The sequence below is a fragment of the Paenibacillus sp. D9 genome (assembly GCF_001188365.1).
Lineage (GTDB): Bacteria > Bacillota > Bacilli > Paenibacillales > Paenibacillaceae > Paenibacillus_O > Paenibacillus_O humicus.
Genome location: NZ_JZEJ01000001.1, coordinates 139,952 through 163,836, shown reverse-complemented (window position 1 = coordinate 163,836; position 23,885 = coordinate 139,952). Strand labels below are relative to the sequence as shown.

Genomic DNA, 23,885 nt, shown 5'->3' with positions numbered 1-23,885 from the left:
TCCAAAATAACTTTACCATCCCGAAACCCTAAAATCCAGTGCCGAAGCTGAAAACAATGTCGCCTTGCCGACCGTCCATGCTATACTTTCAAGAGTTCTTGCGGACGGAATAATGACAACGACAGGAGTGAAGCTTGGCACATGTCCGACATGACCGCCTCCCGAACGTTGATGGCGCCCGGAGCAGCAGCCCGGGAAGCCTGGAAACTTCGGGCGTTCTGCTTTTCCATCTATGCTACCCAGGCTGTCCTTGTCTCCTATTTCCCGCTCTACTTCATCGACAAGGGCTTTTCGAGCCAGCAAATCGGCTTCATTTATTCCTCGGGTCCGATGCTGTCGATCGCAGCCAATCTTGTCGCAGGGGCGCTGAGCGACAAATACCGCACGATCCGCCGCATTCTTCTCGCCCTGCTGTTCGGGCAGCTCGCTTTCGCCGCCCTGCTTCTTCCGCTCAGCGCCTTCGGTCCGGTGGCGCTTGTCATGGCCGCCTTCTATCTGTGCCAGACTCCCGTCAACCCGCTCTCGGACAGCCTGCTTCTGATGTCGGCTCCCCATACGGGACGCCCTTATGCGCTTATCCGCATATTCGGCTCGCTCGGCTTCTGCATGGCCGCCTATGCCATCGGATTGGTGCTGAAGCTCACCGGAACGGGAGCGACCGTATCGATCGCGCTGATTACGACGGCGGTGTCGCTCGTAATCGCATGGCAGCTGAGAGACTATCGCGGAGCGAGCGGCAAAATGGACTTCTCCGGCCTCGTCAAGCTTGTCCGCAGGCCGGACATCATCGCCTTCTTCTCCATCGTGCTCGTCCTTTCCGTCGCCCACCGGATGAACGACGGCTTCCTCGCGCTCGCCATGCGCGAGCGCGGCGCGAGCGATGCGCTTGTCGGGGCGGCATGGTCGCTGTCCTCGCTAAGCGAAATTCCCGTCCTGTTCCTGCTTGGACGGTACGGCAGCCGGTTCAAGGAGCTTCCGCTGCTTGCCATCGCAGCCGCTATGTACGCCGTGCGCTTTTTCCTCAACGCCCGCATCGAGGATCCGTCGCTGTTCCTGCTGACGCAGCTGATGCACAGCGTATCGTTCGGCATCTTTTTCTCGACGGCCATCCGTTATGTCGCGACGGTCATTCCCGATCAATACCGCGCTTCCGGAATGGCGCTGTATGCTGTCGTATGGACGGGAATCGCCGGCGTAATCAGCGGCCTCGCCGGGGGCTACTGGTTCCAGCATCTGGGCAGCGCTCCGTTTTTCTACATCGCCTCCGGCCTAGCCTTGACGGCATCGGCCAGCATCCTCGCCATCCATGCTTGTTCCCGGAACTAAAAAAAGGCGCAAAAAAACAAGGCCCCCTTGAGGGGGCCTTGTTCTGCTCTATTAGAAGCAAACCCGCCTAAGCGGATCTTATAAACCTACAGTTTAACGACGTTAGCAGCTTGAGGACCGCGGTTGCCGTCCGTAATGTCGAATTCTACAGCTTGACCTTCGTCCAGCGACTTGAAGCCGTCGGTTTGGATAGCAGAGAAGTGAACGAATACGTCTTCACCGTTCTCGACTTGGATGAAACCGTAGCCTTTTTCTGCGTTGAACCACTTAACTGTTCCTTTCAAATGAACAACCTCCTAAAATGACGCCGCCTTGGAGAGCGGCGAATAAGCCCATTATACACACCAGCCATGCCGATTGCAACGAGCCGGAACGGTTAAATCCATTTTTTACCGTACCGGAATCGAGATCTGCAAAAACCGGTCGGAGCCTGGGATGAACGGCAGTCGGGACGGCATGAGCTCCGTGATTCCGCCTGCAGCCGCAACCGCTTTCATCAATCGTTCCAGATCCGCATTCGGCTCCCATCGCAGAGACAGCAGCGGGTAGACCAGAACGCGGCCTCCCGGCGCGCAGATGCGCATCATTTCGAGGAGCGAACGGCGGTGGAATTCGTAGCCGAACGACTCCGCATACAAAAACAGGAAGTGGCTGCAGACGACAAGCGCGAACCGCCCGTCCACCGCCGGAAGCTCCGGCAGGCTTGCCGCGACGTAGCGGTACTCCGCTCCGGGCAGCGCCCGATCTGCGGCCGACCGCCCGAGCGCCGCCATCCTGCCCGACCGGTGCCGGTCGAGATCGCCGTAATAGCTCCAGTCGAACTGATTCTTCAGCCGCTCCAGCTTGGCCGTCGACGCGTCGATCTCCGCAAGCGCAGCTTCATGCCACTGAGGGACAGCGGTTCCATACGTAGGATCGAATGCCGCTGCCCGATAGCCGCGCGCAGCCGCATCCGCGGTGAACGACGAGGCTCCGCCCGCGACATCCGCGATCTCGCCGGCAGCCAGGTCCTCCCCGGACAGCCCGAACATGGCCATGTACTCCTCGAGGCTCCGGCAAGTGACGGCGACTCCCTGCTGCTCGTAAGGCTTCATTCCCATTCCCAAGCTCATTCTGCTTCTCCTCCGCTCTTCTTCTCCGGCGCTCTCTCGGCGCCGGCAGAATCTCCATATTCTGGAGATGGTTAGATCCTAACCGATCCGGCGGTTGATTTCCAGCCTTTTTTAACGCTATGATGAAGGGATAACAAATAACGGGAGGACAAAAGCCACGTGATTAAGAAGCATCAGATCTATAAACGCGACAAATACAACATGCTCAATGTGGAGGTCCACGGAAAAACGCTCATCGCCAGGGAAATATCGGACCAGTGGGGCGAAGAATGCTTTACGTTCGTATCCCGTCCCGAAATGATGCACTGGGCGGAGAACAGGTTCCGTGCAAGCGACTTCGTCGGACGAGAGGAAGAGCGCACCGCCATCCTGGAAGCACTCCGCGAAGTCTGACCGTTCCGAACATCCGGCAGGAAAACGGCGCTCCGCACCGAATGGGATAACCGAGCGGTTGCGCGTTGTCTATTGTCCTGCCCCTATGCAAGGCCGCGCCGGCTTTCCCGCCCATGCAGGCAGCCGTCAGCAATCCGCAATGGAGGCAACCCTTAGCGATGGATACGACTTCCGCTGCCATTTTCATTCTTTCCGCTTTCGTCCTGGGGGCCGTCATCCTCATGAGCCGGAACCAGATCCCCGAGCGGCTGCGCAAGCCGCTCGCCTTGACCGCCATCGTGCTCGTGGCATTCGCTTTCCTCGTCGTTGTCATGACCTTGTTCAGCCTGGGGACATAACGAGGGGAAAGACATGCCATACTAGGCAGACTATGCCTGGTTTGGAGGTCATATCATGAAATGGATTCCGCTGCTCCTGTCCCTCAGCCTGCTGCCTGGAAGTCCCCAGCGGATTTCCGAACAGAGCGAAGCGGTCCTGTCCCGATCCGGAGCCGGCGGGGCGTTCCCGCCCCCCGCTCAGGCCCTATCCAAGACCCCGACAAGGAGGCCGACTATGAGCCAAGTACCGAAACGTTCCGAGACCGCGCCAGAATCCCGCTGGAAGCTGGAAGACATTTTCGCCGACCAGAAAGCCTGGGACAAGGAATATCAGGAAGCCAAGACCAAGCTTAAATCCGTCGCTTCCTATCAGGGCACGCTCGGCGACGCCGCCAAGCTCAAAGCTTGCTTCGAGCTGGAAGACGATCTGGGCTACCATGTAGAGCGTCTGTACGTGTATGCCAACATGAAGCATCACGAGGATACGGCCGAGCCCGAATTCCAGGCCCTGTCCGAAAAATCGCAGCGCCTGAGCGTCGAAGCCGGAGAAGCTCTCAGCTTCATTACGCCTGAGGTGCTCGCCCTTCCCGACGACAAGCTCGATGCCTACATCGCCGATCCTGAGCTCGCTCCTTTCCGCCATACGCTGGAGGAGATGAAGCGCCAGAAAGCCCATGTCCTCTCCAAGAATGAAGAATCGCTGCTGGCCCAGGTCGGCAACATCAGCTCTTCGCCGCAGACGATCTTCAGCATGCTGAACAATGCCGATCTGAAGTTCCCCAAGGTCAAGAACGAGAAGGGCGAGGAAGTCGAGCTCTCCCACGGCCGCTACATCGAGTTTCTCGAGAGCCGCAACCGCCAGGTCCGCGAGGACGCGTTCAAGACGATGTACGCTACATACGGCAAGCTCAAAAACACGCTGGCCTCGACGCTCAGCTCGAATGTGACCAAGAACGTCTTTTATGCCAAGGCGCGCAAATATCCTTCCGTCCTCGAGATGTCTCTCTATGGAGACAACATTCCGAAGACGGTCTATACGAACCTGATCGACACGGTGCACAAGTCGCTTCCGCTCATGTACCGCTACATGGAGCTTCGCAAAAAGCTGCTCGGCGTCGACGAGCTGCATATGTACGATCTGTTCGCCCCGCTCGTGGACGAGTTCGACATGAAGATCACGTTCGACGAGGCCAAGAAAATCACAGCGGAGAGCTTGAAGCCGCTGGGCGAAGACTATGGCAAGGCGCTTCGGGAAGGCTACTCCAACAGCTGGATCGACGTCTATGAGAACGAAGGCAAGCGCAGCGGCGCATACAGCTGGGGAGCCTACGGAACGCATCCGTACGTGCTGCTGAACCACAAGGACAACCTCAACAGCATGTTCACGCTGACGCACGAGATGGGCCATGCCCTCCACTCGTACTATTCCGACGGCAACCAGAAGTACCGCGACGCGCAGTACACCATCTTCCTCGCCGAAGTGGCGTCCACGCTGAACGAAGCGCTGCTGATGGACTACCTGCTGAACAAATCCACGGATCCGAAGGAGAAGATGTACCTCCTGACCTATTACGCGGACCAGTTCCGCACGACCGTGTTCCGCCAGACGATGTTCGCGGAGTTCGAGAAGATCATCCACGAGAAGGCCGAAGCGGGCGAATCGCTGACGCCGCAGGAGCTGTCCAAGATCTACTACGACCTCAACGCCCTCTACTACGGCAAAGGCATGGTCGTGGATCAGGACATCGAGATGGAGTGGGCGCGCATCCCGCATTTCTACAACAGCTTCTACGTGTACAAATATGCGACCGGCTTCTCCGCCGCCACCAGCTTCGCCAAGCAGATTCTGGAGGAAGGACAGCCGGCGGTGGACCGCTACCTCGGCTTCCTGAAGAGCGGCGGCAGCGACTTCTCGATCAACATTCTCAAGAAGGCCGGCGTCGACATGAGCTCGCCGGAGCCGATCGAGCAGGCGATGAGCGTGTTCGAGAGCGTCATCAGCCAGCTCGAGGAATTGACGGCTTCGGCCAAATAAGCTTTCATTCCAAAAAGCGTCCGTACAGGCAGCTCAAACTGCTTGAACGGACGCTTTTTTCATGGGAAATGGCAAGTGTCAGCAAAGTTGTTTTAATTGGAAAACTTCACGGCCAGCCAAGGCTGCTGAAGGAAAGAAGAGCCGAATGGAAGCAGCGCTTTCATTCGGCTCTTCTTTGGATTGAAAAAACCCTCCCGCCATTTCTCTGTCTTCGAGGCTAGAGCAGCTCCCCGAGCAAGGCAGCCAGCGCCCCGGCCATCAAGGAAGACAGCAGGTTGACCGCGTCGTTCGTCATCCAGCCAAAGCCGCGGATGCGCTCGGAAGCGGAGCCGCAATGGACGGCGCGCTCCGTCTCGCTGCCGCAGACCCGGCAGCGGTACATGGCCTGCACGGTCGCGCCGAGCCATGAATCGGCGAACGCGCCGGCCAGGCCCGCAGCGGCGCCGGCGAGCAGCAGCGCCAATGCGGGAGGCGCCGGCACGGCCGCGGCGCTCCAGCCCGTTGGCGCCTGCGCCAGCAGCATGGCGCAGGCGCCGATGAAGGCGCCGCCGCCAAGCGCAGCCAGGCTGCCGAGCGGCGTGACGCCGCCGCTCGTGCCCGGCGCCACCCGACGCAGCGTGCGCACCGATACCGGAGCCCGGCGGCTGAGCGCGCCGATCTCCGTCGCCCAGGTGTCGGCGTTGACGCTGGCCATCACGCCGACAAAGGCATACAGCAGCCATTGCTCCGGCCAGAAGCCGTAAACCGCGCAAAGGAAAAGGCCGACGCCTCCATTTGCGGTTACCTGGCCGGCATCCCGCCTGCTGCCCTTGGCGTAGTTTTTTTCCGCTCCGGACTTGGACGCATGCTTCTTCTTCCACTTCGACCAGAAGGTCGAAGAGACGAAAAATGCAATCAGCAAGCCGAACCAGACCGGCCCTCCATAGAAGACGTAGCCGGTTCCCATGAAAGCGGCCGCGGCCGCCCCGGAACCCGACAATGCCCGCAGCCGATAAGCCGTTCCGGCAATGGCGAGGCTGCCAGCCGCTCCGATGGCCAGCCGCAGCAGCGGCTCCGATTCAAGCAGCGTCCATAGCTCGTTCTCCGTCATCGTCCCGCCCCGCTTCCTCGTCTGCTCATCCCGGCCAAGCATCCCGCCCCGGCAGCTCCAGCGGCTGCGGAAGGCTGCGCAGCGCTTCCCGCCAGCGGTCGGGGTAATTCGTACAGATCAAAACCGAAGGGTCCATGAGCGCATAACGCCGGATAAGGCGAAAGTCGTTCAGCGTCCAGACCATCGTCCGGATGCCCGCCGCCTTGAGGAGGCGGATCCGCTCGCGGTTCATCGCGGAATGATCGGCCGACAGCAGGCTGCAGCCTAGTCCCGACAGCTCGGCCGGCAAGGATGCGCTCCAGCTGTCGCTGATCAGGCCGGTCTTGATGCCCGTATCAAGCGACCTCAAATGCCTGAGCGACTCCCTGCTGAACGAGGTCAGCACGCTGCGCTCCCGCATTCCGCTCCGCTCCACCGCCTCGGCCACCCGCTCCTCCAGCAAGCCGTCCACCCGGTCGTGGCGCTTCAGCTCGATGTTGAACTTCAGCCTGTCCCCTGTTTCCCGCAGAACTTCCTCCAGCAGCGGCACGCCTTCCTGACTGAAGGCCGGGGAAAACCAGCTTCCGGCATCCAGGGACTGAAGCTTGGCGGCAGCAACGCGGGCAGCCTCCGCCCTCCCGCCGTTGGTCGTGCGGTTAAGACGCTTGTCATGCATCAGAACGGGAATGCCGTCGCTGGACAGCTGCACGTCGATCTCGGCCCACTCGACATCGTCCGCTTCCGCAGCCAGCCGAACCGCAGCCAGCGTATTCTCGGGCGCGGCGCCGGACCAGCCTCGATGAGCGACGCATGGATTTCTCAACGCGCCTTCACCATTCCGTCCGTCCCGACAGATGCTGCGGAGCTGATGCCGTTCAGACGCTTCAGCAGCGCTGCGGCTTCCTCTCCTTCCAAAGGGGCAGGCCGGGAGAGCGTTATTTTCATCGGATGGAACTGCAGGCCGCAGTTGCCTTCCTTGGAGCAGACGGCGTCCAGCACGCCCGTCTCGCTCGTCTTGGAGTTCGAATTCGAGGTGAAAATGAAATTGCCCAGGCTGTAGGCGATCCACTTGCCCTTGTACAGCTCGAAGCCCTGCAGCACATGGGGATGCGCGCCGATGACGAGATCGGCTCCGGCGTCAACGAGATCCCTCGCAAGGCTTTTCTGCTGCGCGTTCGGCTGATCGGAACGCTCGGTTCCCCAATGGACCATGACGACGACCAGATCCGCCTTTTCCTTGGCGGACTTGATCGCTTCGACCGCCCTCGCCGAATTGTAGGCTTCCGCGACTCCGATCCGCTTCGGCCCTGCCATCCAGTCCGTTACAGGAAGCACGCGGCTGACGCCTATGTAGGCGATCTTGACGCCTTTGCTCGAAAGAATGACGGGAGCGAAGGCCTCCTTGTCGTTGCGGCCGCCTCCCACATGGGGAAGCTTGACGTCGTCGAGGTACTTCATCGTGTCCAGAAGCCCTTCCGTGCCCTGGTCGAGCGTATGGTTGTTGGCGACGGTGACGACGTCGAAGCCGGCGTCCTTGAGCGGCTTCAGATAGCCGGGCTTGCCTTTGAATACATATTGCTTGTTCTCTGCCGGCGTGCCCCGCAGCGTGATCGGCGTCTCCAGATTGCCGGCCGTCAGGTCCGGCTTGGACAGATAGGGAGCAGCGCCCTTGAACGGATAGTCAAGGCCGTTCGCCTCCATCTGATCCGCCACTTTGGATGCCAGCAGGATGTCGCCCGTAAAAGCGAGGCGGACAGCTCCCGCATCCTTCGGCATACCGCCGCTCCAGCCGCTGCCCGGGTTCGTGGAGACAGCCGGCGGCAGCGTCGCTTTTGGAGTCGCCGAGACGGTCGGCTCCGGCGTCGGACTCAGCGACGGGCTCGGCTGCTCGCCAGGCTCCGGCGTCGGCGAAGGCTGCTCCGGGCTGGCAGAAGGCGTCGGACTCGGACTTGGCGCGGGAGATGAATCGGATGAAACATCCGGAACCGGGCTCGTCCCGCCGCTGCCGGAGCCTCCGGAAGAAGCCGAGCTGCCGCCTCCGCTGGCGGAAGGATCCGTCCGGTTCCATAGAAATCCGCCGACAAGCAAAGCCGCGGCGGCCAGAAGAATGAAGTTGACGATGACGAGCCGGCGGAGCCGACGCTTGCGTTGACGACGGTGATGCTGTCTGGAGTTGGAACGGGATACGAACAAAAAAAGACAGCTCCTCTCGATATGATGAAGTAGCTTGGATGAGGACGGTCGCGATGCAAATACCATGCCATTATACCAAGTTCTTCGCTTCATAGCGAAAAGGAGCCGTCCACTTATTGGAACAGTCCCAAAACATGCTGCGCCGCCTCGCGTCCTTGCCGGATGCAATCCGGCAGTCCGACGCCGTCGAACGCCGCGCCCGTCGCGTAAACGCCGGGAGTCTGCTGCGCCATTCTTGCCCGCAGCCGACCCATGGCGGCGACGTGGCCGACCGGATACTGCGGCATGGAATGGCGCAGCCTCGTGATCTCGGTGAACAGAGGGCGCGCCTCGATGCCCATCGTATCCTTCACGTCGCGGAGAACCGCGGCCGTCAGCTCCTCGTCGGACAGCTCCACCGCTTCCTCGGCGCCCGCCCTTCCCACATAGCAGCGGAGGAGAACATGATCCGAAGGGCTGCTGTGCAGCCATTTGGATGAGGTCCACGTGCAGGCCGTAATCGTACGGCCCTCCGAGCGCGGCACCAGAAAGCCGGAGCCGTCGAATTCCATACACTCCACATCCCGGCGCGTGAAGGCCATGACCACGTTGGCGACAGATACATACTTCACTTCCCGCAGCTCGGACATGTCCGCGAGCGGCTCCAGCATCGAAGCCGCTGCCTGGCTCGGAGCGGTCACGATGACCGCATCCGCCTCAAGCCTCTCTCCGCTGCCGAGCTCAAGCTCGTAGCGGCAGCCTTCCCCGACGGATTCACGGATGGAAGCAACCGCCGTGCCCATCAGGATGCGCACGCCTTCCAGCGATCGCTCCAATCCTTCGACCAGTGTCCGAAGGCCGTGCCTGTACGTCATGAAGACGCTGCCTTTGACCGATTCGGGCAAATAATCGGGAGGAGCCGCAGGAGCCGCGCCCCGGCTGCCCGCCCGCGAGCCTCGAATCAGGCTGCCATGCTGGAGCTCCGCCCGGCGGAACTGGGGAAACGTCGCTGCAAGGCTGAGATTGTAAAGGTCGCCTGCGTAGATGCCGGCAAGCAGCGGCTCGCTGATCCGGTCCACGATATCGGGACCCATGCGGCGCTCCAGGAAAGCGCCGACGGATTCGTCCTCCCCGTCGTCCGGGCGCGGCGCAAGCAGCAGATCGCAGGACGCCCGGAATTTTGAATCCGTGCCGAGAAGCTCCGTCTTCAGGAATGAAGCCATGTCCGCCGGCACTCCAAGCACGAGCTTGGGCGGCATCGGATGCAGCTGCCCGCCTTGATAGATGTACGTTTTGGCCGCCTGCGGATTGGTGCGGACAAGCTCGTCAAGTAGACCGAGCTCTCTCGTCAGCTCCAGAATCGGCAGCTTGCGGGCGAGGAACGAATCCGGTCCCTTTTCAATGGTGAATCCATCCTTGCGCAGCGTCTCGATGCGTCCTCCAAGCCGTTTTCCAGCCTCGACGAGCACGAGCTCGCCCTCCAGATTCCGCTCCTCGAGCCCCTTGCGGATATAATGGGCCGCGCTGAGACCCGTCAAGCCTCCGCCGACCACAGCGATCCGCAGAGCTCTCCGATCGCCGTTCATTCCCCGAGTCCTTGAGCCGCTTTCGCGACGGAGTCGGCGAGAACCTCCATATAGAGAGGGTCGGAATTCAGCATCCGGATCCGGCCGAAGGCAATGCCCAGCTTGTCCGCTTCGGCCATCGCCTCGATATCGAGATCGTAAAGCACTTCCAGATGGTCGGACACGAAACCGATCGGAGCCGCCAGCAGCGCCTGCTCTCCGTCGCCGGCCAGCCGGGTCATCGTCTCCAGAATATCCGGTCCGAGCCATGGCTCCTTCGTGCGGCCGGCGCTCTGCCAGGTGAACTCCCAGTTGTGCGCGCCGGAAGCGTCGGCCACGGCGCGGGAAGTTTCGAGCAGCTGCTCCTCGTATGGATCGCCGGATTCGCGGATGCGGACGGGAAGGCTGTGCGCGCTGAACAGCACCTTGACCGAAGCGCCTCCCGCTTTCTCGGAGACAGCCTTCATTCCTTCGCTCACGCGCTCCGCCAGCGCTTCGATCAGCTTCGGATGAAGATGATAGGATTCCACGCATACCATCGTGATGCCGCGCTCCTCCGCCTTCTGCATCGCCCGCTTGTTGTAGCTGGCCACGCTCATGGTGGAGAAATGGGGAGCGAGGACGACGCCGACGGCCATCGTGATTCCGTCTGCCGCCATCTGCTCCACTCCGTCCTCGATATACGGACGGGCATGCTTGAGCCCCTGATAACACCGGTAGCGTCCGGGTGCGGCCTGCTCAAGCTTGTCCTGCAGGCTGGCTACCTGGCGGTCCGTGTTCTCGCGCAGCGGAAAGACGCCGCCGACAATCGCATCGTACCGGTCGCTGAGCTCCTTGAGCTGCTCCGGCGAAGGGGCGCTTCCGCGGCGGATATGCGTGTAGTATTCTTCCACATGGTCCAGGCTCTCCGGCGTGCCGTAAGACATGACCAGGACGCCGATCGTTTTGTCAGACATGAGGCATCTCCTTTGCGGCCGTTCTCCGGGTGGCGATGGCATCGGCCGAATATTCGTGAATGTAGTCCGTCAGCAGCTTCAGCTTGTCGAGGGACGCTTCGGGGAACAGGCCGTGTCCGAGATTGAAAATGTAGCCCGGCTCCTTGATGCCCTCGTCGATAATGCTGCGCGCATGATCCTTGATGACATCCATCGGAGCGGTAAGCACGACCGGATCGAGGTTGCCTTGAACCGCATATCCGCCTCCGAGACGGCGGCGTCCTTCTGCAATGCCGACCCTCCAGTCGAGGCCGATCACGTCGGCCTGAAGGCCCTTCAGCTCCGGCAGCAGCTCGCCCGAGCTGACTCCCGGGAAGTAGATGCCCGGCTGCTTCAGATCGGACAGCTCGCTGAAAATCCGGGTGATCGTCGGCAGGACGAAGACGCGGAAATCATGCGGGGCGAGCGAGCCGACCCAGCTGTCGAACAGCTGGAACGCCTTGCCTCCGTTGTCCGCATGCGCCCGCAGATAGGCGATCACCATGTCGCCCAGCTTGTCCATCAGCTCGAACCAGACGGCCGGCTCGCTGTACATGAGCGCCTTGGTGCGCAGATAGTTGCGGGAGGGCTTGCCCTCGATCAGGTAGCTGGCGATCGTGAACGGCGCGCCGGCGAACGTGATGAGCGGAACCTTCAGCTCGCGGTCAAGAATCCGGATCGTCTCCAGGACGTGGGACAAATCCCCTTCCACGTCGATCGGCTTCAGCCTGCGCACGTCCTCCGCGCTGCGGATCGGATTGTGGATGACGGGGCCGATGCCTGCGACTATATCAAAATCGATCCCCATGGATGCAACGGGATTCATAATATCGGAATATAAAATGGCGGCGTCGACGCCAAGCTTATGTACCGGCATCATCGTGACTTCCGCTGCCAGCTCGGGCTGCCTGCAAATCTCCAGGAGCGTATGCTTCTCCTTGATCTTGCGGTAATCCGGATCGTACCGCCCTGCCTGTCTCATGTACCATACCGGCACATGATCCGTGCTTTCCCCGCGGGCCGCCCGGAGGAAGGAGTCGTTCTGTATCATATCCGCTCCCCTTTTCTTTCTATGAATTTCCCTTCGCTTTCCATTATGCCCGTTTTTAAAAACGCTAACAACCTTTACCCGGCGGGGGGAGATGACAATCCTATGACAAACGATAGGCATTCCTTCTTGATTGGAAAAGGATTATACTATCAGCAAAGCGGGCTGCCGCCAGCGTGCCAAGGACAAGGAGAAATCATACTAGATGAAACTGCCTGACAATGATCTTCAATTCGCAGAAATGGCTTTCCGCCATTCGAAGGATGGAATCGCGTTTCTGTCCGTCCAGGACGGCGCCTGGAGCGCGATGAATCCCGCTTTCCGCCGCTTATGCGGATGGATTGCCGAATCGGGCGGCCCGGAAACCGGCGGTCAAGGCCCCTTCCTCGGAGGCGGCGATGATCCGGAAAGCCTCCAGCGGCTGCTCAAGGCCGAATCCCCTTTGCGGCACGGGCTGACTCTGCTGAAGGCCGACGGCGCAGCCGTCCGGATCGACTGCCTGCTCACCCTGCTGGAGGAGGATGGCCATGCTACCATCATGGTCCAGGCCTTTCCCGATTCCCTGCAGGAATTCCCCATCGCCCTCGACGAGGACCTGTACGAGCTGATCGTCGAGAATACTCGGGATCTCGTGAGCTGCAGCACGCCGGACGGAACGATCCTTTATATCGCTCCTTCCTGCAAGGAGATTCTCGGGTATGAGGTCCATGAGATGATCGGACGCAACCGCAGGGAGTTCTACCACGAGCGGGAAGCCCGGGAGATGGCCAACGGAGATATGTTTGACGTGAACCGCAGCTTCGTGCGCCGGACCCGGCACAAGGACGGGCGCTTCATCTGGATGGAGTCCTACTTCAAGGTTCTCGACCTGCCGGATGGGAGGCAGCGCATCCTGACTTATGCGCGGGATGTGTCGGCCATGAAGCGCTATGAGGAAATGCTTCAGACCGTATTCGATATGGCGCGGATCGGAGCCTGGCAATGGGATGTCATCTCCAACCAGATGTCGTTCTCCGAGGAAACCCGGGCGATGTACGAGGGCAGGCTGCCGTTGTCGGCGCCCGCAAGCGACGCCATCATCGATGCGCTCAACATCGAATCCGACGCCTCCGAGGATATCAAGCAGTTTCTCCGCCTCGGCGCCAGCAATCCCGGCACGCCCCGGGAATGGGAATATCCGGTATCGCTGCCGGACGGTTCGATCCGCTACGTCTACTCCCAATGCGTCCCGCGGGTGGACGAATCCGGACGGCCGTACCATTATACAGGCTTCGTGCAGGATGTCACCGAGCAGAAGCTGTTGGAGAAGCGTCTGCAGGAAAGCGAGCAGCAATACAAATCCCTGTTCGAAAACAGTCCGCAGGCCGTATACTCCATGAATTTGCAGGGAGATTATCTGACAGCCAACGCCAACCTCGAAAAGCTGACCGGTTACTCGATGGAAGAGCTGATCGGCAACTATTGGGGGCCGCTTGTGCCGGAAGAGTATCTCGACAAGACTCTGCATCACTTCGGCTTGGCCTGCCAGGGAGAGCCTCAATCATACGATCTGAAAATACGGCACAAGGAAGGCCATGAGCTCGAGATCAACACCATCAACATTCCGATCATCGTGGACGGCGAGGTCGTCGGCGTCTACGGGCTGTCCCAGGACATCACCGAGCGGAAGCGCCATCTGGAGCAGATCGAGAAGCTCGGCTATCAATATACGCTGATTCTCAATGCCGTCTCCGAGGGAATTCTGGGCGTGGATGTGGATGGAGCCTCGGTATTCATGAATCCGGCTGCCGCCGCCATGCTCGGGCTGAGCCACCCCGATATCGCCGGCAGGTCCTACCTCGACATGATCGAGCAGACGAGGGCCGACGGAACTCCGTATCGCAGCGAGCATTCCCCGATCCACCAGGCGATCCGGGGCGGGCAGCCTTACCGCAGCCAGGAGACGGTGCTGTGGCGCCGGGACGGCTCCAGCTTCCTTGCCGAATGCAGCGTGACTCCGATCCTCGACCGCGGCGAGCATAAAGGCTCTGTCATCGTCTTCCGCGATATTACCGGGGAAAAGGAAATCATCCGCGCCAAGGAATCGGCGGAAGAAGCCGACCGGGCCAAATCGGAATTCCTTGCCATCATGAGCCATGAGCTGCGGACGCCGATGAATGGAATCATGGGCATGGCCGATCTCCTTGCCAGCACGGAGCTGGACGAGGAGCAGAACGGATATGCGCAAACCATCATCGAGAGCGGCGATGCGCTCCTGCGCATTCTCAACGAAGTGCTGGACTTCAGCAAGATCGAAGCCGGCAAAATGGAGCTGGATCTGGAGCCGTTCCAGATTCGGGAGACCGTCGCGGACGTTGCGGATCTGTTCCGAGCCAGCGCGCGAGCCAAGGGCATTTCGCTTGAGCTCGGCTTCCCTGCCGAATTGCCGTCCCTCGTCATCGGAGATTCGGGACGAATCCGCCAGGTGCTCGCCAATCTCATCGGCAACGCCGTCAAATTCACCGACGAGGGCTCCGTCACCGTGTCGGTTTCGCTGCAAGCTTCGGATCAGGCGTCCTGCATGGTGGAATTCAGCGTCAGGGATACCGGAATCGGCATCCCGCTGGACAAGCAGAGCCTGCTGTTCCAATCGTTCTCCCAGCTGCATCCGGCGATCAACCGCAAGTACGGGGGAACGGGGCTTGGACTTGCAATCTGCCGCAAGCTCGTGGAGCTGATGAGCGGGTCGATCGGAGTCGAGAGCGTTCAAGACGAAGGCTCGGTATTCAGCTTCGTTCTCCGCTTCGCTCTTCCTCAGACTGAGGACTCCGAGCTCTTGCAGACGGAACATTCCGGAGCGCCTCATCCGGAGACGCCGCTGGCCGCGAACTCTTATCCCGGCATCAAGGCGCTGGTCGTCGACGACAACTCCGTCAACCGCTCGCTGCTGAGGACGATTCTATCCAAGATGGGCTGTCTCGCCGATACGGCGGGCAACGGCGCCGAAGCGTTGTCCATCCTGGAGCGCCAAAGATACGATATCGTGTTCATGGATTTGCAGATGCCGGTCATGGACGGCCTTGAAGCGGCGTCCGCCATCCGCCGCCGGCTGCCCCTCGGCAGGCAGCCGGCCATCGCCGCCGTGACCGCCTTCGCCCAGGAATCCGACAAGAAGATCTGCGCGGATGCGGGGATGGACGACTTCATCAGCAAGCCGGTGTTCGCTTCCGAAGTCGCGCGCGTGCTCAGCCGGCTGGCGGCAGGCGAGATCGGCTCACGCGCCGGCGACGAATAGCGGCTTATCCATACCGTACAATCCCCTATGCATAGCTCCGCCCGCCGGCATTCAGCACAGCCCGGGCAGAGCTTGCACAGGGGATTTTCATTTGGCTGTGCCGAAAATCGCGCATTCAGGAAGGCATGCCTATCCCGGGCATCCCCCCATTCCGAATAGGATTGAACGATAGGTTCAGTTGGAATCGGGATACATGTAAGACCGTTTCAAAGGTTGTTATAGTTTGGTAGGGTGATGGAATAGTGGCATATGACTACTCGATTATTGGCAAGCGCATCAAGAAAGCCCGTGAGCAGAAGGGGATGACCCAAGAGGCTCTTGCCGAGCATCTGGATGTATCGAATGCTTACATAAGCAAAATCGAACGCGGCAAAACCCCGCTCAATCTCGACCGACTATCCGAGCTTTGCGTCGTCCTGGAGGAAACTCCGGAGTATCTGCTGAGCGGAGCCAACAGCAGCTCGCAAGATTTTCTCCGCCACGAGATCATGGATATGCTCGAAGGCTGCTCCCCCGAGAAAATCAGGTTGATCTCGCAGGTCATCCGGCCGATCATCCAGTATAAAGAAGATAAGTAACAGCAAAAAAACAGACCCGGATCGGAATCCGCGTCTGTTTTTTTGTTTCGGCCTCGTTCAGGCTCAGACAGAAGCATCTGCAGCGGCTGACGCAGGCAGATGGGAAGCGGCCACACGATAAATCGTCACTTTATTGCCGATTACCGGACCTTGAGCTGCCGATCCAAGTGCTCCTCCCTGTCCGTGGGACTGGCCGTGAGCATGACCTTGAGCTTGGCCGTGGGACTGGCCGTGAGCATGACCTTGAGCTTGGCCGTGGGAAGGGCCGTTGGCCGGAGCCTGCTCTCCGCCACCGGATTCTCCGTCCCGGCGCGAGTGCGCGCCGCGGAAGGAGTCGCTGGACGCCCAGGCTTCGAAGTCCGCCTTGCTCTCCCATGTCGTGCATACCCGGATTTCCTCGTCTCCATCCGCAGCTTTCCCGTGCAGCACATCCATGCGGATGAACCCTTTGAACGTATGCACCTGCTTCGGCTTGGCGAAACGTTCAAGAACAGCCTCTCCGAACCCAGCCTTCACCTTGATCACATTTTCGACAAGGATGGCTCCTGCTTCGGCTTCAGGCTCTTCGGAAGCAGCATTCAGCATCGACTTCAGGAAGTCTGCCGTCGCCGCCGCCTGCTCGCCGCCCATCAGCGCATGCTGCAGAAGCGTGATGCCATGCGGGCCTGCCGCATGCAGCTGGGCCGGATATTTCTCCAATGCCGCCTTGACGAGCGCGAGCTCGCCCAGCATGGCCGCTGCGAACAGATCGATCCGGGCTCCCTTTTCCAGCAGCCACTCCAGAATGTCTCTCCTACCGGTATGGGCAGCGGCTCCGACCGCCGTCTCCCAATCTCCTCCGCCCCAATTCATCGCCGCATGCAGCAGGTTCGGCTCCTGCTCAAGCAAAGCCTTCACCTGGTCAAACTCTCCATGCGCCGATGCTACAAACGCTCTTACGAGAGATGGATCCAATGCCGGTTCCTTCATTTACGACTCCTCCTGTTAGATAATTATATAGCGGCGATAGAGCCGCAAGCCGTTATGCCTTTTGCCTGACCGTCCGCACCGGCTGAAAGCTGGGAATCCCGTCTTCGGTGCGGATCCGCCCGGACACTCCGAAAATATCGCGGAAAAACTCTTCCCGGAACAGCTCGCCAGGAGTCCCTTCCGCGGCGATCTTGCCCTTCTTCACCGCCAGCAGGCGGTCGCAATAACGCGCTGCCTGATTGAGATCATGCAGCACCATGACGACGGTCGTGCCTCTCTCCTTGTTCAGCTTGCGCACCAGCTCCATCAGATCGAGCTGATGGGCGATGTCCAGATAGGTGCCGGGCTCATCGAGCAGCAAGATGTCCGGCGTCTGGCAGAGCGCCATCGCCAGCCAGGCGCGCTGGCGTTCTCCGCCCGACAACGCCGGGAGCGGACGATGCTGAAGCTCCTGCAGCGAAGCGGCTGCGATCGCCCAGTCGACGACATCCTCGTGAGCGGAAGAGCTTCCGTCCTGAAACCATTTCAGATGCGGATGCCGGCCTTTCCTGACCAGCTCCCGGACCGTGATGTCAAGCGAAGCATCCTGGTTCTGTGCCAGCATCGACAGCTTTCGGGCGGTTTCCTTCGGGTTCAGGGAATCCAATTCCGCGCCGTCCAGCAGCACGCTCCCTCCATGGGGCTTGACCAGTCTGGCGAGCATGCGCAGCACGGTCGACTTGCCGGAACCGTTCGGACCGACGATGCCGAGCCATTCCCCGGTCCGGATCTCGAAGTCGACGGCGTCGACGGCAGGCTGGCTGCGGTATCCGTAGCTCAGTCCGCGGCTTAGAATCACATTCATCGTTTCGCCCCCTTGCGCAGAAGGTAGAGGAAGAACGGAGCTCCGAGCAGTGCCAGCAGGATGCCGACCGGAAACTCGATCGGATCGAACCAGCTGCGCGCAGCCGTATCCGCCAAAGTGACGAGAGCGGCGCCGCCGACGGCGGATACAGGCAGCAAAATCCGGTAGTCGCCGCCGATGAGCAGACGTGCGATATGCGGCACGACAAGGCCGACAAAGCCGACCATGCCGGCCGTGCTGATGGCGGCGCCGGCCAGGAAAGCGGCGCAAGCCACGATCAGCAGCCGGTACACCTCGACGCGGACGCCGAGCAGCTTGGCGGCATCGTCTCCGAGCGCCAGCAGGTTGGCGGGCTTGATCAGCATCATCGCCGCTGCGATGCCGAGCAGCGCATAAGGAAACAGCGTGTCGACATGCGGCCAGCTTCTCCCGTTCAAGCTGCCCGACATCCAGGGCAGCACGGACTGCACCTTTTCACTGTTGAGGATCATCAGGGCGGACATTGCCGCTCCGAGCAGGGAATTGACGGCAACGCCGGCCAGAATCAGCCTCACCGGAGAAGCCCCTCCCTTCCATGCCAGCAAATAAACGACGGCGGATGCGGCCAGAGCTCCGACAAAAGCGGCGGCAGGCAGCAGCGCGATCTGCGCCGGAAACAGAATCATGATGGCGATCGCAGCCAGACCGCCGCCGGAAGAGACGCCGATTATGCCGGGGTCGGCAAGCGGATTCCGGAATACCCCCTGCAGCAAGGCTCCAGCAGTTCCAAGGCAGCAGCCGACCATCATCCCGGTCAGCACCCTCGGCAGCCTCAGATTCCATACGATCTGATAGGCTTCCGTATCCGCCGGATGGAGCAGCACGCTCCACACTTCCCGGATCGGAATATGGATGGCACCGATAACCAGGCCTGACAGCGCGGCCAGCGCCAGCAATGCGGATACGGCGCTGAGCACGGCGGCATTCCGCGCCCAAGCGGGGTTTCGGGAGCGCCTGAGCTCTCCCGGAGTCATTACCGCCGCCATCAGTCCACCTGCAGAAGCAGGTTGTTGATCGTCTCGATCGCTTTAGGCGCGCGGATGCCCGGATTGGCTGCGAACAGATCCTGCGGCAGCACCTCGAAGCGGTCGTTTTTCACAGCCGGCAGCGACTTCCAGGCCGCATTGCCTTCGAATTGCTTCTTGAAGCCGGCTTTCACTTCAGCGGCGTCGCCATGCGTGATCAGCAGGATCAGCTCCGGATTGGAGGCGACGATGCGCTCCATGCTCAGCTCTGCGTATTGGGGCATCGTGTCCATCTTAGGGAACTTGGAAGCGACGTTCTCTCCACCCGCAAGCTCCAGGAAGCTGCCGGGATAGCTCGTCGGCAGGGCGACGACAAAGCTGCCGGGAGCGCCGTACACTATGAGCGTTTTCGGCTTGGACGCCGGCTTTTTCAGGCTGCCGACGGATCTGTCCATGCCGGCCGTAATTTCCTCCGCCTTGCTCTCTTTGCCGAGCAGCTTGCCGTAGAGGCGGACGGAAGCTTTGATGTCCTCGAACGTGTTCTGCGAATTGAACAGCACCTGGGCGCCCAGCTTCTCGATCGTCGCCTGCTGGCTTTTCAGCGCAGGGCTGGCGATGACGAGATCCGGCTTCACCGATGCCAGCTTCTCGAAGAGAATGCCGTGCGTGCTGCCGACTTCTACGGCCGAGGCCGCTGCCGGAGGATTGACGGCGCCGAGCGCGGTCGGACGGCCGACTACGGCTCCGCCCAGCGCGTAGATCATTTCCGTATCCGCCGACGAGAGGGTGACGATCCGCTTCGGCTTCGCCTTCAGCGTGAAGCTGCCTGTGCTCGTTTTGAGCGTCAAGGTGCTGCTGATGGCGGCCGTGCGGCTGCCTTGATTCCAGCTCACCCACTTGCCGAATGCCTCGGACAGCAGGCGGAGCGGCACGAAGGTGCGTCCGTTCTGGATGACAGGGGCGGCGTCGAGAGCCACTTTCGAGCCGTTTATGTATGCGGTGGAAGAGCCTGCGGTCAGCTTGACGTTCACGCCCCTGCCGGAAGCCGTAACGGTTTTCGACGAGGCGTCCCACTGCGCGCTTCCTCCGAGGGATTTTACGATCGAGCTGTACGGCACCAGCGTCCTGCCGCTGGTGACGATCGGACTTGCATCGAGGCTGAGCTGCTTGCCGTCCAGAGCCACCTTGATGGCGGCGGGCGCCGCAGATACTTGAGCTGGAGCCGCAACTCCGGCTCCGGCGGATAGAAGCAGCGCCGAAGCCGCTGTTGTCAGCACCCATTTTTTATAAACCATGTAAACCCCTCCTGATTAATAATGAGAATCAATATCAATTACTACCCTATAATATTGATAACGATTATCATTGTCAATAGAAAGAGAGCAAAAAAAGAGCCGTAGAAGGCTCTTTATCTTGTTCCTCATGCCGCCGAACCCGCCGTCTACCTGCGGAGCCCTTCTCGGACCATCCGCTCTCTTCGCTACTCCTTCACGCCGCCGATTTGAAGTCCTTGCACGAAATACTTCTGCAGGAACGGATAGACCACCAGGATCGGAAGGGACGCGACGATGGTTATCGAAGCCCGAATCGACATGGGCGTCACCATATTGTGCACGGCCCCCTTATCCGCTCCGTTGGCGACGGAAGCACTGCTGTTCGAGAACATCGAAGAGGAAAGCAGCTTCATCAGCTCGTACTGCAGCGTACTGAGATTTTGCTTGGATGAAGCATACAGGAAGGTATCGAACCAAGCGTTCCACTGGCCGACCGCCACGAATAGCGCGACAGTAGCCAGAACCGGCTGGCAGAGCGGCAGGACGATCGAGATGAACGTCCGGAAATCGCCCGCCCCGTCCATTTTCGCCGATTCGATGAGCCCCTCGGGAAGCGTCTGGATATAGGTCCGGATGACGATCATGTTGAAGGCGCTGATCAGGCCGGGGATGATGTAGACCAGGAAATGGTTGAGCAGATGAAGGTCCTTGATCAAGAAATACGATGGAATGAGGCCCGCGTTGAAATACATCGTCAGCACGACGATGATCGTGATCGGCTTGGCGAAGACGTATTCCTTGCGGCTGACCGCGTAAGCCAAAATGGAAGTCAGAAACAGGTTGAGGACGACGGCGATGACGGTCCGCGCGACCGAAATCCAAAATGCATGATAGATGGCTCCGCCTGCGAATACGGCCTTGTAGTTCTGGCTCGTCCATACCCTCGGCCACAGATAGATGCCCCCCCGAATCGTATCGTTGCCGGCATTGAACGATATGGCCAGCGTATTCAAGAACGGGTAAAGGGTTACGATCGCCAGCAAGATCATGACGATGGCATTGAACGAATGGAAGGCGGCCGGCTCCAGCCGCGGCGATCTTGTTCTCATCGGGCTGTCCTCCTCAGATCAATCGGTTTTCGCCGAACCGCTTGGCGAGCATGTTGGCGGAGAAAAGTAAAACGATGCTGACGACCGTCTTGAATATGCCTGCTGCCGTCGCAAGCGAGTAATTGCCGATTTGCAGCCCGTATTTGAGTACGAAGATGTCGATCGTCTGGGACCAGTCGACGACGACTCCGTTGCCCAGCAGGTACTGCACCTCGAAGCCGGCGTCCAGAATCCAGCCCAGGTTCATGATAAGCAGGATGATGATGATCGGCCTGATGCCCGGAAGCGTGACATGCAGCATTTTTCTATAGCGGTTGGCCCCATCTATTTCGGCCGCTTCGTATAGGGATGGATCAATGGACGTAATAGCGGCCAAATAGATGATCGCGTTCCAGCCTATCTCCTTCCACACATGGGAAGCACCGACAATTCCCCAGAAGTAGTGCGGCTTGCTCAGCCACATGATCGGCTCCTGAATGAATCCAAGCTTCATCAGGAGGACGTTGACAATGCCTCCGTCGACCGAGAGCGTCGTCGCGACGATGCCGGTGACGATGATCCAGGAAAGAAAATGAGGCAGATAGGAAATGGTCTGGATCGTCCGCTTGAACCAGCGGGTCTTGACCTCGTTGAGCAGGACTGCAAAGGCGATTGCGGTCACGAAACCAAGCACCATGTTGATGACGCTCATGGCGATCGTATTGCGCAGCACGAGCAGAAAGGTATCGTCTCCGAACAAAAACTTGAACTGGTCGAAGCCTACCCAGGCCTGCTCCCCGAAGCTCTTGGCCGGACTATAGTTCTGAAACGCCATCGTCCAGCCCCAGATAGGGTAATACGAAAATAAAAAAACGTAGGCCAGTATGGGCAGCGACATCCACATAAGCTGCTTTTGATCGCGCAGCCGCCTGAAGCGGGAAGCCCGGAGCATGGGCGCCGTTTCGGCATGGTTCAATTGCATGTGTCCTTCCGGAATTTCTTCCATTTCTCCGCACCTCCGATGCTGCCTCGGCCTGACGAGGATTAGCGATGGCAGCCGGCGGCTTACGCGCCGCCGGTTGCCACAGCCTTTCCTGCCTTGGCTGGGCTAGTTGCTGGCCCAGTTTTTCATGCGCCACTGTATCTGTTCGTTGATTCTGTCCTCGTAAGCCTTCACATTGATTTTTTTGTAAGCGTCCACATAATCGTCCCAAGCACGGTCGAATTTATCCGTCTTGGACATGATGGCGATCGGCAGGTACTTGAGGGAAGCATCCGTCATCTGCTTGTTTGCGACCGCAGCCGGCGATCCGTCGATCAGGTCGATCTGCCATGCCGGATAGTAGACCGGATTCGGGGGAGGAGGAGAGAAGAAATCCATCCAAGTCTTGAAGCCGTAAGCATCGAGCAGCTCTTTGTCCTCGGCCTTCAGCGAATCGTAGTATTCGCCAGGCTGGTTGCCCGCGCTGGTGGCGTTGCCATCGGAGAAGGTGCCTTCAATCTTGGGCAGAGCGCCGAACAGCCCGTCGGCACGATTGGCCAGCTTCCAGGTCGGGTCTTCCTGCTGCTTGCGCTGTTCAGGCGTACGATAGAACTTGCCGTCGTCTCCGACTTTGTAATCCACGTCTTTCTCGCCCCATGACAGCGTTTTCTGCCAATCCTCACTCATGAGAGCGTCCAGGAACTTGATGATCCGCACCGGATCCTTGGCGTCCTTGCTGATTCCGAATCCGTTGTTGAGATTGGGAAGCGCGCTGTCCCGATAGTACTCTTTGATACTGGAATCATACGTGAGCGGGAATCCCACATAAGTGCTGCCGATCTTGCCCTGCGAGACCAGCGTATCCTCGGCGGTCTGGAAGTTCCAATGCTGGTCGAACATGCCGAGCACGCGGCCCGAGGCGATTTTGGCCAAATATTGGTCATAATTTTGCACGAAAGCCTCTTTATCCATCAGGCCCTCGTTGAACAGACTGTTCAAATCCTTGTAATAGCGCTTGGAAATGTCTTTGTCGGCGAATACCATCGCGACTCCGTCATCCACGACAACGCCGCCGTCGTTCGGATGTCCTGTCAGATGCTCCGGCGGATTGAGGAGCGGGAACGTTCGCCAGTCGTATGCCAGCGTCGTATAGCCGATCGTCGGATTGCCGTCGATCTTGGGATGTTTGGCCGCATAATCGCGGATAAGCTTGAAATATTCATCCGGCGTTTTCGGAGTGGGGTATCCCGCTTCCTTGAGCACATCCTTCTGAATCCAGAAGGCCGGACCCGAGTAGTAGGTGCCAAGATCCTGTCCTGAAACAATGCCGTAGTTAGGCAGCCAATAGATATGGCCGTCGCTGGAATCCTTCATCTTGTTCCAGGCGCTGGCGTAGTGCTTCTTCAGGTTCGGAGCATACTGCTCGATAAGATCCTCCAGCGGAATGACCGCTTTGGCCGCAACCAGCTTCGTATCGGCCGTAATCAGATCCGGGTATTCGCCGCCAGCAATCATGACGCCGATCTTCTGCTGCGCGTCTCCTACCAGAAATTCCATGTTGATCTTGACGTTGAGCTCCTCCTGAATCTTCTTGTAAATCCGGTTGTCCGGAGCAGGCGCCTGGTTGGGTGTCACGATGAACATGGAGATGTCCAGCGGCTTCGCATTGTCCGTGGCCGCAGGCGGCGAAGCGGAATCCGTTCCGCCATTAGCGGAAGTCGAGGCCTGGTTCGTTCCGCCCCCGTTTGATTCGCTGCAGCCGGCGAGCGCCAGGCTCATGGCAAGGACGATCGCAGCCGTTCCTCGCAGAGCATTGGTTGGGATTACCCCCATCTATTTCTCCTCCTTCGGAAATCTTGAA

21 protein-coding genes and 1 pseudogene are annotated in these 23,885 nt (G+C 59.7%); 6 read left to right on the top strand and 16 right to left on the bottom strand.

The annotated features are described in order from the left end of the window. The first annotated feature begins 141 nt into the window (after positions 1-141). Complete coding sequence (locus tag VE23_RS00730) at positions 142-1,326, top strand: MFS transporter (RefSeq protein WP_232313227.1); 1,185 nt, start codon at positions 142-144, stop codon at positions 1,324-1,326. Positions 1,327-1,412: 86 nt separating this feature from the next. Here VE23_RS00730 and VE23_RS00725 read toward each other — a convergent pair whose 3' ends face one another. After that, positions 1,413-1,610 carry a cold shock domain-containing protein gene (locus VE23_RS00725; RefSeq protein ID WP_021882190.1) on the bottom strand — a complete coding sequence of 66 codons (198 nt, stop codon included), beginning with the start codon at positions 1,608-1,610 and terminating at the stop codon, positions 1,413-1,415. A gap of 105 nt (positions 1,611-1,715) precedes the next feature. Beyond that, on the bottom strand, positions 1,716-2,438 hold the full coding sequence (locus tag VE23_RS00720) for a class I SAM-dependent methyltransferase (protein ID WP_049867073.1): 723 nt from the start codon (positions 2,436-2,438) through the stop codon (positions 1,716-1,718). A gap of 159 nt (positions 2,439-2,597) precedes the next feature. Between VE23_RS00720 and VE23_RS00715 the strand changes: the two genes are divergently transcribed. From VE23_RS00715 to pepF, 3 genes are all read left to right on the top strand, one after another. After that, complete coding sequence (locus VE23_RS00715) at positions 2,598-2,831, top strand: hypothetical protein (protein WP_021882109.1); 234 nt, start codon at positions 2,598-2,600, stop codon at positions 2,829-2,831. A 158-nt stretch (positions 2,832-2,989) separates the two neighbouring features. Continuing rightward, the gene (locus VE23_RS00710; RefSeq protein WP_021882110.1) at positions 2,990-3,169 is read left to right on the top strand and encodes a hypothetical protein; all 180 of its coding nucleotides are present in this window, start codon (positions 2,990-2,992) and stop codon (positions 3,167-3,169) included. Positions 3,170-3,383: 214 nt separating this feature from the next. After that, entirely contained in the window at positions 3,384-5,183 is a 1,800-nt protein-coding gene (gene pepF, locus VE23_RS00705) for an oligoendopeptidase F (RefSeq protein WP_048748580.1), read from the top strand. A 217-nt stretch (positions 5,184-5,400) separates the two neighbouring features. On the opposite strand, the gene VE23_RS00700 is transcribed toward pepF, so the two are convergent. The 6 genes from VE23_RS00700 to hemE all read right to left on the bottom strand — a co-directional run bounded on the left by VE23_RS00700 (position 5,401) and on the right by hemE (position 12,014). Further along, positions 5,401-6,273, bottom strand: a complete 873-nt coding sequence (locus VE23_RS00700; RefSeq protein ID WP_049869589.1) for a DUF92 domain-containing protein — start codon at positions 6,271-6,273, stop codon at positions 5,401-5,403. 25 nt (positions 6,274-6,298) lie between these two features. Continuing rightward, positions 6,299-7,075, bottom strand: coding sequence for a glycerophosphodiester phosphodiesterase (locus VE23_RS00695; protein ID WP_049867072.1), 777 nt, complete (start codon positions 7,073-7,075; stop codon positions 6,299-6,301). Then, positions 7,072-8,445, bottom strand: a complete 1,374-nt coding sequence (locus VE23_RS00690) for a CapA family protein (RefSeq protein WP_049867071.1) — start codon at positions 8,443-8,445, stop codon at positions 7,072-7,074. Before VE23_RS00690 ends, VE23_RS00695 begins: the two co-directional genes overlap by 4 nt. A 113-nt stretch (positions 8,446-8,558) precedes the next feature. Further along, on the bottom strand, positions 8,559-10,010 hold the full coding sequence (gene hemG / locus VE23_RS00685) for a protoporphyrinogen oxidase (protein WP_048748311.1): 1,452 nt from the start codon (positions 10,008-10,010) through the stop codon (positions 8,559-8,561). Then, positions 10,007-10,945 carry a ferrochelatase gene (gene hemH / locus VE23_RS00680; protein WP_049867070.1) on the bottom strand — a complete coding sequence of 313 codons (939 nt, stop codon included), beginning with the start codon at positions 10,943-10,945 and terminating at the stop codon, positions 10,007-10,009. Before hemH ends, hemG begins: the two co-directional genes overlap by 4 nt. Beyond that, the gene (gene hemE / locus VE23_RS00675) at positions 10,938-12,014 is read right to left on the bottom strand and encodes a uroporphyrinogen decarboxylase (RefSeq protein WP_049867069.1); all 1,077 of its coding nucleotides are present in this window, start codon (positions 12,012-12,014) and stop codon (positions 10,938-10,940) included. Before hemE ends, hemH begins: the two co-directional genes overlap by 8 nt. Before the next feature lie 202 nt (positions 12,015-12,216). Between hemE and VE23_RS00670 the strand changes: the two genes are divergently transcribed. After that, the gene (locus VE23_RS00670) at positions 12,217-15,285 is read left to right on the top strand and encodes a PAS domain-containing hybrid sensor histidine kinase/response regulator (protein WP_049867068.1); all 3,069 of its coding nucleotides are present in this window, start codon (positions 12,217-12,219) and stop codon (positions 15,283-15,285) included. Between the two features lie 242 nt (positions 15,286-15,527). Next, the gene (locus tag VE23_RS00665; protein ID WP_094248001.1) at positions 15,528-15,863 is read left to right on the top strand and encodes a helix-turn-helix domain-containing protein; all 336 of its coding nucleotides are present in this window, start codon (positions 15,528-15,530) and stop codon (positions 15,861-15,863) included. Between the two features lie 63 nt (positions 15,864-15,926). Here VE23_RS00665 and VE23_RS27215 read toward each other — a convergent pair whose 3' ends face one another. From VE23_RS27215 to VE23_RS00630, 8 genes and pseudogenes are all read right to left on the bottom strand, one after another. Continuing rightward, positions 15,927-16,448, bottom strand: coding sequence for an antibiotic biosynthesis monooxygenase (locus VE23_RS27215; protein WP_232313175.1), 522 nt, complete (start codon positions 16,446-16,448; stop codon positions 15,927-15,929). 6 nt (positions 16,449-16,454) lie between these two features. Further along, positions 16,455-16,832: pseudogene (locus tag VE23_RS27210) on the bottom strand (ankyrin repeat domain-containing protein); the annotation flags it as partial. A 52-nt stretch (positions 16,833-16,884) separates the two neighbouring features. After that, entirely contained in the window at positions 16,885-17,676 is a 792-nt protein-coding gene (locus VE23_RS00655; RefSeq protein WP_048748308.1) for an ABC transporter ATP-binding protein, read from the bottom strand. Continuing rightward, entirely contained in the window at positions 17,673-18,701 is a 1,029-nt protein-coding gene (locus VE23_RS00650) for a FecCD family ABC transporter permease (RefSeq protein WP_232313173.1), read from the bottom strand. Before VE23_RS00650 ends, VE23_RS00655 begins: the two co-directional genes overlap by 4 nt. Beyond that, the gene (locus VE23_RS25550) at positions 18,701-19,975 is read right to left on the bottom strand and encodes an ABC transporter substrate-binding protein (protein ID WP_049867067.1); all 1,275 of its coding nucleotides are present in this window, start codon (positions 19,973-19,975) and stop codon (positions 18,701-18,703) included. Before VE23_RS25550 ends, VE23_RS00650 begins: the two co-directional genes overlap by 1 nt. Positions 19,976-20,160: 185 nt before the next feature. After that, a complete protein-coding gene (locus VE23_RS00640) occupies positions 20,161-21,063 on the bottom strand; it encodes a carbohydrate ABC transporter permease (protein WP_021879893.1) in 903 nt (300 codons plus the stop codon). Positions 21,064-21,076: 13 nt separating this feature from the next. Then, positions 21,077-21,994: an ABC transporter permease gene (locus VE23_RS00635; RefSeq protein WP_373864558.1), complete on the bottom strand. Its 918-nt coding sequence runs from the start codon at positions 21,992-21,994 to the stop codon at positions 21,077-21,079. A gap of 156 nt (positions 21,995-22,150) precedes the next feature. Beyond that, a complete protein-coding gene (locus tag VE23_RS00630; protein ID WP_021879895.1) occupies positions 22,151-23,857 on the bottom strand; it encodes a hypothetical protein in 1,707 nt (568 codons plus the stop codon). Between the last annotated feature and the right edge of the window lie 28 nt (positions 23,858-23,885).

Excerpts from the sequence above, each read along its gene's own strand:
- hemH (WP_049867070.1), bottom strand. The coding sequence starts at position 10,945 with ATGTCTGACAAAACGATCGGCGTCCTGGTCATGTCTTACGGCACGCCG.
- VE23_RS00710 (WP_021882110.1), top strand. The coding sequence starts at position 2,990 with ATGGATACGACTTCCGCTGCCATTTTCATTCTTTCCGCTTTCGTCCTG.
- VE23_RS00730 (WP_232313227.1), top strand. The coding sequence starts at position 142 with ATGTCCGACATGACCGCCTCCCGAACGTTGATGGCGCCCGGAGCAGCA.
- VE23_RS00635 (WP_373864558.1), bottom strand. The coding sequence starts at position 21,994 with ATGCTCCGGGCTTCCCGCTTCAGGCGGCTGCGCGATCAAAAGCAGCTT.
- VE23_RS00700 (WP_049869589.1), bottom strand. The coding sequence starts at position 6,273 with ATGACGGAGAACGAGCTATGGACGCTGCTTGAATCGGAGCCGCTGCTG.
- hemG (WP_048748311.1), bottom strand. The coding sequence starts at position 10,010 with ATGAACGGCGATCGGAGAGCTCTGCGGATCGCTGTGGTCGGCGGAGGC.
- VE23_RS00655 (WP_048748308.1), bottom strand. The coding sequence starts at position 17,676 with ATGAATGTGATTCTAAGCCGCGGACTGAGCTACGGATACCGCAGCCAG.
- VE23_RS00640 (WP_021879893.1), bottom strand. The coding sequence starts at position 21,063 with ATGAGAACAAGATCGCCGCGGCTGGAGCCGGCCGCCTTCCATTCGTTC.
- VE23_RS00630 (WP_021879895.1), bottom strand. The coding sequence starts at position 23,857 with ATGGGGGTAATCCCAACCAATGCTCTGCGAGGAACGGCTGCGATCGTC.
- hemE (WP_049867069.1), bottom strand. The coding sequence starts at position 12,014 with ATGATACAGAACGACTCCTTCCTCCGGGCGGCCCGCGGGGAAAGCACG.
- pepF (WP_048748580.1), top strand. The coding sequence starts at position 3,384 with ATGAGCCAAGTACCGAAACGTTCCGAGACCGCGCCAGAATCCCGCTGG.
- VE23_RS00720 (WP_049867073.1), bottom strand. The coding sequence starts at position 2,438 with ATGAGCTTGGGAATGGGAATGAAGCCTTACGAGCAGCAGGGAGTCGCC.
- VE23_RS00670 (WP_049867068.1), top strand. The coding sequence starts at position 12,217 with ATGAAACTGCCTGACAATGATCTTCAATTCGCAGAAATGGCTTTCCGC.
- VE23_RS25550 (WP_049867067.1), bottom strand. The coding sequence starts at position 19,975 with ATGGTTTATAAAAAATGGGTGCTGACAACAGCGGCTTCGGCGCTGCTT.
- VE23_RS27215 (WP_232313175.1), bottom strand. The coding sequence starts at position 16,448 with ATGCTGAATGCTGCTTCCGAAGAGCCTGAAGCCGAAGCAGGAGCCATC.
- VE23_RS00650 (WP_232313173.1), bottom strand. The coding sequence starts at position 18,701 with ATGGCGGCGGTAATGACTCCGGGAGAGCTCAGGCGCTCCCGAAACCCC.